Source organism: Paenibacillus solanacearum, assembly GCF_910593845.1.
Taxonomy (GTDB): domain Bacteria; phylum Bacillota; class Bacilli; order Paenibacillales; family NBRC-103111; genus Paenibacillus_G; species Paenibacillus_G solanacearum.
In genome coordinates, this window is the sequence record NZ_CAJVAS010000003.1 from 369,954 (window position 1) to 381,735 (window position 11,782).

Genomic DNA, 11,782 nt, shown 5'->3' on the forward strand with positions numbered 1-11,782 from the left:
GGCTTGGGCATGCAGTTCCGATGCGCGAAAAAGAGAGTATCAGGCGGTCTGGCAGTCACACTTGGCATGGCAGGTCTGTTATCCGCTTGTAATGAGGGGAAGCTAACGGATGCGGTGCAAGGTGATCTGCCTCAGGAGCTTAGTATCTCCATGTTTGACCGGGGACGCGTTCCTGCGGAAGAAGGTTCCTACGAGCAGAATCGATGGACGAAGTGGATTAACGACAATTCGGGAATCAAGGTCAAGTGGGTTCCGATTCCGCGCAGTACGGCGCAGCAGAAGCTGAACACGCTCCTCGCAGCGAACGAAGCGCCCGATCTCATCTGGGAGTATGACCGGAACTATATTGCGCTGCTGGCTTCTCAAGGCGCGCTTCAGCCAATCGACGCTTACATCGAGAAATACAGCACCTCCTATAAGAAATATTTGAGCGAGCACCCCGAGCTGAAGCCTTATCTGACCATTGACGGAAAAATGTATGCGGTTGCAACGAAACGCGGCATTGACTCTATCGCCAATCAAGGAATGTGGATTCGCAAGGACTGGCTCGACAAGCTTGGCCTGCCGATGCCGACGACGGATACCGAGCTTATGAGCGTCGCCAAGGCATTCGTGGAGAAGGATCCGGACGGCAACGGGAAGAACGATACGCTGGGCTTTGCCTTCAACAGCCAATTCAAGAGCTACCTGTCGGCGATGTATGCTTCCAGACAGGACACCTGGTATGTCGAGAACGGCCGGATGCAGCTAGGGCGTCTGACGAGCAGGTATCTCGATACGATGGCGATGGCGAAGAGAATGTATGACGGCGGGATGGTGGATAAGGAGTACCTCACAGACAAGAGCTATCAGCGGGAGCGTCAGCTCTGGATAACGGGCAGGGCGGGCATTTATTTGGGCTCATGGCATATGGATGCCGAATACCGGGATTTGAAGGTGAACGTGCCTGGCGCCCAGCCCGTCCCCCTTGAAGCGGTTTCCACCAACTACGGGAAGTTCGGCTTGCTGCAGGAGGCTCCGGCTTCGATGCTCATTGCCTTTAATAAATCAATGGAGAATGCAAAGACTGCCGTCGAGTTCCTCGATTGGATGGTCGATAAGGGGTGGTACACATTAAAATTCGGCGTGGAGGGGGCTCACTACAAGAAGACGAATACCGGCATTCAAGCGCTCGATGGAGAGAAGAACAAGAAAGAGCTGGAGTATGCGTATGAGTACCCGGTCGTGAACCAGTGGAATCCGCAGCCGGAGGATTTGGTAAAGATGGCGGCCGGCGATCCCCTGTCTCAGGAATATGCCAAAGTGAAGGCGCTGGGGCTGGGAACGGCCATGAAGAACAAATTCCGAAGCGATATTCCTTACGCCCCTTCGTTCCCGGAATTAAGCCAGTTTCTGGCTGAGTTCAATCCGAAGGCGGATGAAATCGATAATAAGGTCATTATGGGCGGGGCTGAGTTTACTCCGGAGTGGGGGGCGGCAGAGCTGCAGAAGGAATGGAAGCGGCTGAGCGGGGATCAAGTATGGAAGCAAGTGCAGGCATGGTATGAGCACAATAAGGACAGTTTTTAATTTATAACGTGGAGGGTATTCATTTATGAAAAAAAGGGTGTTCACAGGGATTCCGATGGTCATGGTGATGGGGCTGACCGCCGCATGCGGGGCGGACTCGACAACGGTTCAGCCGGCGGCGGGAGATGCCGTACCGAAGCAGGAAGCACGCCAAGAGCCGGTGACGTTGAAGCTGTATACGTACCAGAATTTTACCAATGACGAGATGTTCAACGACTATATCGTCGAGCCGCTCAAGAAGAAATACCCGTACATTACGGTTCAGCTCATTCGCTCACAATCCGGTGGTATGACTGTCTCCGATATGCTCGCTGCAGGCGATACGCCCGACTTAATTAACGGCTGGCAGGCCGAGATTAAGACGCTGGAAAATTATCATTTGGTCGGAGACATGGCACCGCTCGTGAAGCAGAACAACTTGGATTTAAACCGATTCGAGCCGGTGGCGATCGATGCGGTCAAAGCGTTATCCGAGAAGGGCGAGCTGTACGGCATTCCGTACAATCAGCAGTTTAACGCACTGTATTACAATAAAGACATCTTCGATAAGTTCGGCGTTGCCTATCCGAAGGATGGCATGACCTGGGATGATGCGATCGAGCTCGGAAAGAAAGTATCGCACATGGAGAGCGGGATCCAGTACCGCGGACTGGCCTATGAGCACATCTCTCGCTTGTCCTCCTCGCTCTCCCCGAACGTGGTGGATCCGAAGAACCAGAAGGCGAATGTTAATAACGATGCTTGGCGCAAGGTGTTCCAACTGGGCAAGGACATCTTGTCCATTCCGAACAACATGCCGCCGAAGGTCGATGCAGGGGATACAGATGCATTCTGGAAAAACAATACGGTTGCCATGTACGCAACGATCAATATGCTCGAGAGTTCGAAGGATGCGATGGTTAAAGGCTTGAATCTCGGTGTCGCACAGTACCCAAGCTACAAGGAATTGCCGAACACTTACGGCTATCTCGACGCCCACTTCATTGTGGTCACGCCGCAGAGCAAGAACAAGGACGCCGCTATGAAGGTCGTCGAAGTGATGACCTCCGATGAAGTGCAGCTGAAGGTCGCCAGGAAATACGGCAAGTTCTCGCCGCTCAAAAATCCGGAGATGAAGAAGCAGCTGGGTGCGGATATGGCTCATCTGAAAGGCATTGATCTCCAATCGATCTTCAAGAGCAAGCCGGCCGCAGGGATGGACTTCTCGAAATATTATGTGGAATCCAGAAAGAAGTTAATGGCCGAGTATGTGAATTTTGCTAATGGAGCTGTGGACATGAATACCGCCCTGCGCAACGCGGAAGAAGGGATTAACAAGTACATCGCCACGGAGCAAGCGAAGGAAAAATAAGAGGGATGCCTCCGCGAGGCGTGTTTGGTGACAGTCTTTAATGAAAGCGCATTCATTATAAAGAGGGGATGACGTTGAAGCACAAGAACTTAGCCCGATTCGGGCTATTGTTTGCCGCGGCTTTAGCCATGGGGAGCTGGGGGGCCTCGTTAACCTTTACGCAGGCGGCGGCTGCCACAGTGCTCACGGGACAAGGGACGAATCCGCTGCACGAATTCGGCACAGCCGTAGGCATATCAGGAAGCAATAAGTTCGTCGAGGGAGACTTCGACGGCGACGGCGATACGGACTTGGCGGCTCGCAACGGGAGCAGCACCGGGGTCCAATATTGGCGGAATAGCGGTGATGGCACCTTCACGGAACTGACGGGCGCCAGCAACCCTTTCGCAAGCGTGAACTTCCCGGCAGCGGTTAGCAGCTTTAGCGAGCTGTATTTGTTGAAGGGCGATTTCGACAGGGATGGGGATCTGGACTTGTTCAACAGCAATCAGGACGGTCAACCCGTCCTGTACCGGAATGATGGCGGAAGCTTCACGGTGCTGCAGGGCGCAGGGATCAATCCGCTGCACGCCTTCGGCACAGCGCTTGGAGGAGGCAGCTTCAAGGCGGTTGCCGCAGACTTGGACGGGGACGGCGATACGGACCTGGTGAACCGGAACACGACCTCCACCGGCTTACAGTATTGGAGGAATAACGGGAATGGCACCTTCACGGAGCTGACGGGGGCCAGTCATCCGTTCGCAGCTGTCACGTTCGCTTCCAACCTGAATCATTTCACGGCGCCCTTGATTGCAGCAGGCGACTTCGACGGCGATGGCGATGTGGACGTGTTCAACAGCAACCACAGCGGCGCACCGGCGCTGTATCGCAATGACAGAGGCAGCTTTCAAGTGCTGAGCGGCGAGGGGATCAATCCGCTGCACGCCTTCGGATTAGCTGTGGGAACCGGAACAAGCAAGTTTGTGACGGGAGATTTCGACGGTGACGGGCTGATTGATTTCGCGAACCGGAATGCCTCGAACACCGGCGTACAGTATTGGAAGCAAAATAGCGGCGGCACATACACGGAGCTGACGGGGACAGCGAATCCATTCTCAGGCGTGTCGTTCCCGGCGAATGTCAATTATTTCAGCGCACCCTTCCTGGGTGTCGGCGACTTCGACGGCGATGGCGATACGGACATCGTGAATGTGAACCATGGCGGAGCTCCCGCGCTCTACCAGCAGAGCGGGTCGCCTCCCAGACTTACCGGTTCCGTGCCTGCGAATCACAGCACGTTCTTTTCACCCGAAGACCCGGTGTCGCTGACCTTTCATCAGATCATCGCATCAGGAGGACCGGGCGTGATAGAGATTCGCAGGAGCAGCGACGACACACTCGTCGAGTCCATCTCAGGCCAATCGCCGGCAATTACAGGGTTTGGGACGAATGTCCTTACCATTCCGCATACGGCGGCGCTCAAGAGCCGTGCAAGCTACTATATTTTAATAATGCCGAGAGCTTTCTATAATGGGGGTGGACAGAGCTATATGGGGATTACCGATAAAAACCAGCTTCAATTCACGACCCGGAGCTCGGTGCAGCTTTATCCTGTCCGGCCGGGAGTGGAGTCCAGCACAGCTTATACGCTCCAGGTTAACGGAGAGTATGTGTTCGTAGAGAAGTTCGGCGATGTCAGCTTGGCGAGATTCGCCTTCGAAGGGGTGGCTCAGGTTGAAGTGACCGCAAGTGAAGCGGTTGCCTCTTACGGGATCCGTCCGCAGAGCTACCAGATTCAGGGGAGTCCCAGCGGGAACCGCCTCTCGTTCCAGGTCGATCAGCCGCGTTCCTTGATTATAACGGTCAATGGCTTGGAGAAATTGCTGCTGTTCGCAGACGGACCTGAGGTGGGCGCACCGAACCTTCAGGCGCCGAATGTGACGAGCTTGGCTGCTTATTTGCCTGCCGGGCGCAATCCGGAAGATCCTGTGACGAGCTACTTCCAGCAGGCGATCGATGCGGTGTCGGCTTCGAATAACGGAGCGGGCGGCGTCCTGTACGTGCCGGACGGGAAATATATGACGGCTCAGCTGAAGCTGAAGAGCAATGTCCACTTATACTTGCAGAGCGGGGCGTGGATCAAGGCCGTTCCCGACTCCAGTGCGGCGAATTATCCTGTACAGAACGGCTCGGATTCGTCCTTCCTGTTCATACAAAATGCGGAGCATGTACGAATGAGCGGAAGAGGCATCATTGACGGCAACGGGATGGCGATGAAGACGCTAAACGGCAGTGAGAACATCAAGCTGCTTCGGACAGCCGCTCTGACGGACCTGCAGATTCAGGATGTGTATTTCCTGGATTCGGCGAGATGGACGCTGCATCTGCTGTACGCCGATCAGGTGCTGCTGAAGAACATCAAGATCATTAACGACCTCCGGGGCGGCCCAGATCCGTCGAATCCGAGCTTGCTGCTGCCTACGGTGACGAATACGGACGGTATAGATATCGATGCTTCCCAGCAGGTGACGATCGACGGAGCCTTCATCTATACCGGTGACGATTCGATTTCGCCTAAAGTAACGAATTATTTGGGCTTGAAGAGACCGGTCACCGGCGTGCTGCTCACCAATAATGTGCTATGGTCGCTCAAGGCTGCCTTCAAGATCGGTGATGAGACATTGGACGACATCGGCGACATCCGGTTCGAGAATAATGAGGTCGTTCGTGCAGACCGGTTCGCTGCCTTGTGGGCCGGCGAAGGCTTCCGAATCCATCATATCGATATTGTGAACAACCGGGCGGAATACATCGGCGGCAATTACAACGAAAGGTTCTTTTACTTCCGCATTCGTCTGAGGGACGGAAGCTCGAGTCCCGGCTGGATCGATCAAGTAAAGGTGAAGGACTTCTACGCCCATGGCAAGGCGGTTCAAGCCTCGACCCTTGAAGGCTTCGACGCCACCCATCAGATTACGAATGTCACCTTCGATAATATTGTGATCCAGGGCAGTCAGGCTGCTCAGCCGAGCGATATTCCTTTGAATTTCAGAAATACGTTTTACAGCAACGTCGTCTTCCTGCCCTCGGGTATGGTATTCAGCGGAACGCAGGATCCGCCAGCTCAGCTGTTCCCAGGTACGGTAGAAGCGGAGGACATGACTTTGGATGGCTATACTGTCGAAGCGCAGACGCCGGCTTCCGGCGGTAAGGTTATCAAGGTGTCCGGAACCGGAACCGCATCGGCTATCTTCGACGGGGAGGACGGGACGTACGATATTCGGGTTCACTATTTCGACGAAAACGACGGCCTCGCGAGCTACCGCTTATTTATCAATGGCAATGTGTTCGATGCATGGACGGCGAATCAAGACTTCGGCTCGGCATCGGTGTCTGACAAGTCGCGAACGAGCCGGTTGGCTGCCGCCATTCCTCTGAAGACGGGAGATCTGGTGAAGCTGGAAGGGACCTCGAACGCTTCCGAAGCAGCCCGGGTCGATAAGGTGGAAATCACGCTGAATACCGGCACGTCCACTCCAGAGCCGCGTGTGCTGCTGGTAGATCAGCGCGGACTGACCAGCGGAGCTTACTTATCGATCGCCGCTGCCGTCGCCAGTACCCCGGCGCTGAAGCCGGGAGATACGATCTCGCTCGTTCCCGGAAGCGGCCCTTATCACGAAACGGTGAAGCTGCATGCTTCCGGTGCGGCGGGCAATCCCATCATATTCGAAGGTAATGGGGAGCTGATCAGCGGCTTCAGTCCGTTTCAATTCACACAGGAGCCTAGCGGTCAGTGGACCTATACGCTGCCTGCGCCGATTGCGAACTCCTTACCCGACGGCAAGTCGAACACGTTCCGGCATCTGGTTGCCTACAACGGCCAGCGTCTGCTGCTGGATCAAGTTTACGGTCAGAATGCAGGCGTATTCACAAGTGATTATGCGACTCTTTCGCCGGACGGCAGCAAGCTGATTTTGAACGAAAGCCAAGCTTCTCCTACGACCGGATGGGAAATTTCGACACTTGAGAACGGCGTAGCGATCGTTACGCCGGACTCGTATCAGACTTATCGGAATCTGCGCATTACCGGTGTGCAGAATGACGGCTTTAATATTCATGGCACCGGAACAGGGCTGCTGTTCGAAAATATTGAGGCGTTCAATAACTTCGACGAAGGCTTCTCTTCACATGACAGCACGAGCACTACGATCAACGGCGGAAGCTTCTGGGGCAATGATAACGGGATCTATAATCAATCGCGCGCAACGATTTCTTTTACCGCTACGAATGTGAAGAGCTATAACAATATGAGCTATGGACTGGCGGCTCAGATGGGAACGACATCCTTGACAAACGTCCAGGTATGGGATAACGGGATCTCCAATCTCCGTCTGGGGGGCAGCGTCTATATGTCCAATGTCACCACCTATGAGAGCAGATGGACACAGCGTCCATGGGTAAGCTATCAGGAGGCGCAAAACTATAAGTACAATCAAGAAGTTAAGCCTTATGCTTATTCGGAATATGCGAAGGCGGATTATCCGATTGTGAAGACGGGAACTCTTCCGGTCGTGCTTCCCGCTTCTCAGCTGCCTCCGTTCCAGGGCACCTATGACGATTGGCGCCATATTTACTTCACCCCAGCGCAGCAGAGCGATGCCAGCGTAAGCGGACCTTCGGCAGATCCCGACGGCGATGGATTGAATAACGAGTACGAGTATGAGCTGGGACTCCATCCGCGTGAGATCGACCAAGGCTATAATGCAGCTAGCGGCACCCGATTGCAGGGAACGCCGACCATATCGACGGGTCAGACACTTGATGTCTTGTATTCCTTGAGAAATGTTACTTCCAGCGTGTACGGCGGACAGATCGCGATCGAGTACAGCTCTGCACAGCTTCAATATATCGGTGTGACGCCCATGATAAGCTCTTCCACCGTTACCGGCTCCACGTATGGGAACAACCGGATTCTGATTAACTATACGGGAGTGAATGCTGTCACCGGAACGGCGGGCTTATTCACGCTGCACTTTCAGCCCAAAGTACCATGGCCAACGCCAATAAGCTCCGTCGTTGTTGTTAGCGCGGTTGTCACCGATCGTAATGGGAACACAACAGAGCTTCAGACCGGACCGGCATACCGGGTAAAACGTATAACATCTCCAAATGAATAAGGAATTGAGGTAGGCGGTCATTTGCCGATGTTTCCTAAGGGGACACCGCTGGAATCGACAAACCTGACATTGTATGGTATGGTAAGCGTATCCCATAGGCATTCCACTCAACGGAGTGGAGTGCCTTCGTGTATATTGACGGGATATTTACATTAATTGTATAAAACCGGAGGCCGGTATAGGAAGTGGTGATGCTATGTTTCTCTTTGCAGCCCCGTCAAGGGGAGATTTCGCCGGCTGATCGACGTACGCAAACATCTAATACATGAAGAAGAACGAGCATAGCATGGACCGGCAACGATTGCGGCGACAAAGCGGGATTATTTACATACATCAGGATTGAAGGGCTTGCGAAAGTTAGGCCGCCTTCCAGACATTGGAGGCGGAAGCCCGGATAAGGAAAGAAGCGTCCTTACCCGGAGAGAGTGCGGGACGACTCGCGCATAGCAGTTGACGCGGGTACCCACAAAACCGAGTGAAGCGTATATATGGGGTGGAGGTAAAAGCATGAGCAAAATTAAAGTGGGAATTGTTGGTTACGGGAATTTGGGCCGCGGGGTAGAGATGGCCATCCGGCAAAATGCAGATATGGAGCTTGCCGGCATATTTACAAGACGTGAGCCGGAAGGCATCGCATCGGCCGCGCCTATGATCCGTTTATCTGAAGTTGAACAATATATCGGTAAAATCGATGTCATGATTTTATGCGGGGGATCCGCAACCGATTTGCCTGAACAGGGACCGTACTTGGCTTCGATGTTCCATACGGTCGACAGCTTCGATAGACATGCGAAAATTCCCGAATATTTCGATGCCGTAGACGCCTCCGCGAGAAAAAGCGGACATGCCAGTGTCATTTCTACCGGCTGGGATCCGGGATTGTTCTCGCTCAACCGGCTGCTGGCGGAAGCGGTATTGCCGGAGGGTAACGAGTATACGTTCTGGGGAAAAGGCGTCAGCCAAGGGCATTCCGATGCGATTCGCCGAATTCCTGGCGTGAAGAACGCGGTGCAGTATACGATCCCGAATGAAGAAGCAGTCCGCCAAGTGCGAAGCGGAAACAATCCGGCTCTAGCCACCAGAGACAAGCACCTGCGGGAATGCTTCGTCGTAGCCGAGCCCGGAGAAGATTTGTCCCGGATCGAACAGGAAATCAAGACGATGCCGAACTATTTTGCCGATTACGATACGCAGGTGAATTTTATAAGCAGCGAGGAGCTGCAGGACAAGCATGGTTCCATGCCCCATGGAGGCATCGTGCTTCGCAGCGGGAATACCGGTAACGGCAGCAAGCAAATTATCGAGTTCGGCTTGCAGCTTGACAGCAACCCTGAATTTACTGGCAGCGTCTTGGTGGCTTACGCCCGGGCGATTCATAAATTTGCCCAGGAAGGCTTCGTCGGCGCTAAAACCGTATTTGATATTCCATTTGGATATTTACCCCCCAAGTCGGCGGAACAGCTGCGAAGGGAATTACTATAGCGGAAACGAACGGCAGCCCTTGAGGCTGCCGTTGTTTTTTTTGCGATTATATACAATTTATACCGCAAGGCTCAATACGCAGCGAGCGCCATGACTAGAAAGAGTAAACGAACAAACGTTCTTTACTTGTATTTCGAATAAGGATATAATTAACAATAATTTCAAGGTGTATGGGGGATTGGTATGGGGGTTACAGAGGTACTGAACTATGGGAACACAATCGAACAATTATCGAGGTTTAAAGGGCTGCATGAACATCGTTTTCTCGAACCGATTAATGAAGGCAAATGGTCCGTTAAAGAAATCATTGGTCATTTATTTTATTGGGATAAATTCATCCTGGAGAAGCATGTTCCATTTATGCATCAAGGAGCTGTATTAATCTCTTTTCCCGACCATGATGAACATAATAGTGAGGCTATTCAATATATCCGTGCTTTTAGTACAACCCGCTCTTTAATAGATGAGTTTGTTGAGAAAAGAAGACAGCTGATTGATAAGATGTCTGGAATCGATATCGATGTAGAATTTACAATTGGTTCGGGAAAACGTCAATTTACAATGGAGAAATACGTAAATATATTTATTGAACACGACAATCATCACCTCAAACAAATAAAAGAACGATTAAGTTAAACATTTTTCACCCCATCATAAGGCTGCCGCGTCTGAACGGTAGCTTTGTTGCGTTATAGGGAAAGCCAAGGTAGTCAGAAGAAGGACGGTGCAGGTATCCCACCTGAAGATGATCGGGACTATTAAGTTAACGAAGGAACATAATTAAGAGGAGGTTAATGCATGGAAATGGATGACGTGATTCTAACTAAAGCGATTAATAGCTGGGATCCGGTTGGTCTTTTAGCTGGTGGTGCTCCAGACGACGAATATCGGCCGGAAATTCTAGAGATTCGTCTAGAAGCTTCTGCCTGCAAGACTGAAGCTGACCTTGCAATGATGATCTACAAGGTGTTTAGTAATAAAATGGATGTCAAATTAAATCATCTAACTTGCTTAAAACAGGCATTTATAATTACTGAACAAATGAAAAGATAGTTGCCACCCGTTAAACTAAAGGTTACAATAGCTCAACACATATCGTGGGGCCCACGCGGGATCTACCGGGCAGCCTCGCTAATTAAATGGAACAACGTATTCAAGTGTAAAGGAGTCATTCCTGTAATGAAGTAATATGGGGAGGAAATTATGGAATTATCAATCCGAAGTGCTCATCAAGATGACTACGAGTCTTTGTTGCCTTTGTTCAGGCAGGTTCATGATCTACACGTTTTTGAAAGACCCGATTTGTATAAAGAAAACCCAACTCCAGTCGGGAAAGAGTTCTTCTTAAACCAGCTAACTGATCTCAAACAGCATATTTTTGTTGCTACCATAGGCTTAGAGATAATCGGAGTAGTGGTGACGAGGGAAGAAGACATAGCTGAAAATTCATTTGTGAATGCGAGAAAGATCTTATATGTAAGTAGTTTGTGTGTTTCCGAAACGCATAGAAATAAGGGCGCTGGAAAGAGACTGATGCAATATGTTATTGATTTCGGAGGAAGCCTGAAGGTTGATAGTGTTGAATTAGGGGTATCGGAAAAAAATGCTTCCGCAATTTTATTTTATGAATCATTTGGTATGGCAACGAAGAGTAGAAAAATGGAGTTTAGGTTGAACTAACAAAAGACGATAGCTTTGTAACGAACAGGCGGCCGGCATTTTTGGTGCGCTAACGGAGAATTTTTTGTCATCGAGGTAACGTGGCAGTTATGCTCGGGAATACATATATTTTGTCAAACACCGTCATTGAAGGAAGTCATAGCACTATATAACAAAGCTGCTTTAAGACGACCTAACGACGAGAGACGAATGGAATTGATGTTAAAGAATGCAAATATTAAGGTATCGGCTTGGCATAACGGAAAGTTAGTGGGTTTCCTGAGAGCATTCACTGACTTTTGCTTTGATTGTTACATTAACGATATTGCCGTTGACCCTGAGTACCAGGGAATGGGAATCGGAAAAAGATTAATAGAGCATTTAAAATCACAGTTAGAAAAGGATACATTGATGTTTCTTATATCGGCCCCTGAATCTAAAAGTTTTTATAAACTCAACTTTCGCAGCTTGAAATTGGCAAATAAGCCTTGATGTAGCTAGGCAAACCGGCAGTCCAATTCTGGAGTTGACGATGAATTAGCATTGAGATTCGCTTTCCTGCCTT

Annotated in this window: 8 protein-coding genes; all 8 read left to right on the forward strand. The window is 51.2% G+C overall.

Annotated features, from left to right (window positions below):
- Positions 1–9 precede the first annotated feature (9 nt).
- The 8 genes from KXG62_RS06005 to KXG62_RS06040 all read left to right on the forward strand — a co-directional run bounded on the left by KXG62_RS06005 (position 10) and on the right by KXG62_RS06040 (position 11,709).
- Complete coding sequence (locus KXG62_RS06005) at positions 10–1,569, forward strand: extracellular solute-binding protein (RefSeq protein WP_218091013.1); 1,560 nt, start codon at positions 10–12, stop codon at positions 1,567–1,569.
- Between the two features lie 25 nt (positions 1,570–1,594).
- Positions 1,595–2,920 carry an ABC transporter substrate-binding protein gene (locus KXG62_RS06010; RefSeq protein WP_218091014.1) on the forward strand — a complete coding sequence of 442 codons (1,326 nt, stop codon included), beginning with the start codon at positions 1,595–1,597 and terminating at the stop codon, positions 2,918–2,920.
- 74 nt (positions 2,921–2,994) lie between these two features.
- Complete coding sequence (locus KXG62_RS06015; RefSeq protein WP_218091015.1) at positions 2,995–8,076, forward strand: FG-GAP-like repeat-containing protein; 5,082 nt, start codon at positions 2,995–2,997, stop codon at positions 8,074–8,076.
- Positions 8,077–8,583: 507 nt separating this feature from the next.
- Positions 8,584–9,558 carry a diaminopimelate dehydrogenase gene (locus tag KXG62_RS06020; protein WP_218091016.1) on the forward strand — a complete coding sequence of 325 codons (975 nt, stop codon included), beginning with the start codon at positions 8,584–8,586 and terminating at the stop codon, positions 9,556–9,558.
- A 183-nt stretch (positions 9,559–9,741) separates the two neighbouring features.
- Positions 9,742–10,194, forward strand: a complete 453-nt coding sequence (locus KXG62_RS06025; protein WP_218091017.1) for a DinB family protein — start codon at positions 9,742–9,744, stop codon at positions 10,192–10,194.
- A gap of 162 nt (positions 10,195–10,356) precedes the next feature.
- Complete coding sequence (locus KXG62_RS06030) at positions 10,357–10,611, forward strand: hypothetical protein (protein WP_218091018.1); 255 nt, start codon at positions 10,357–10,359, stop codon at positions 10,609–10,611.
- A 150-nt stretch (positions 10,612–10,761) separates the two neighbouring features.
- Positions 10,762–11,238: a GNAT family N-acetyltransferase gene (locus tag KXG62_RS06035; RefSeq protein WP_218091019.1), complete on the forward strand. Its 477-nt coding sequence runs from the start codon at positions 10,762–10,764 to the stop codon at positions 11,236–11,238.
- Between the two features lie 189 nt (positions 11,239–11,427).
- Positions 11,428–11,709, forward strand: a complete 282-nt coding sequence (locus tag KXG62_RS06040; protein WP_218091020.1) for a GNAT family N-acetyltransferase — start codon at positions 11,428–11,430, stop codon at positions 11,707–11,709.
- Positions 11,710–11,782: the final 73 nt, after the last annotated feature.

What these genes read in the sequence shown, in the direction of transcription:
- KXG62_RS06025 (WP_218091017.1), top strand. Translation starts at nt 9,742, where the DNA reads ATGGGGGTTACAGAGGTACTGAACTATGGGAACACAATCGAACAATTA.
- KXG62_RS06040 (WP_218091020.1), top strand. Translation starts at nt 11,428, where the DNA reads ATGGAATTGATGTTAAAGAATGCAAATATTAAGGTATCGGCTTGGCAT.
- KXG62_RS06005 (WP_218091013.1), top strand. Translation starts at nt 10, where the DNA reads ATGCAGTTCCGATGCGCGAAAAAGAGAGTATCAGGCGGTCTGGCAGTC.
- KXG62_RS06030 (WP_218091018.1), top strand. Translation starts at nt 10,357, where the DNA reads ATGGAAATGGATGACGTGATTCTAACTAAAGCGATTAATAGCTGGGAT.
- KXG62_RS06010 (WP_218091014.1), top strand. Translation starts at nt 1,595, where the DNA reads ATGAAAAAAAGGGTGTTCACAGGGATTCCGATGGTCATGGTGATGGGG.
- KXG62_RS06020 (WP_218091016.1), top strand. Translation starts at nt 8,584, where the DNA reads ATGAGCAAAATTAAAGTGGGAATTGTTGGTTACGGGAATTTGGGCCGC.
- KXG62_RS06035 (WP_218091019.1), top strand. Translation starts at nt 10,762, where the DNA reads ATGGAATTATCAATCCGAAGTGCTCATCAAGATGACTACGAGTCTTTG.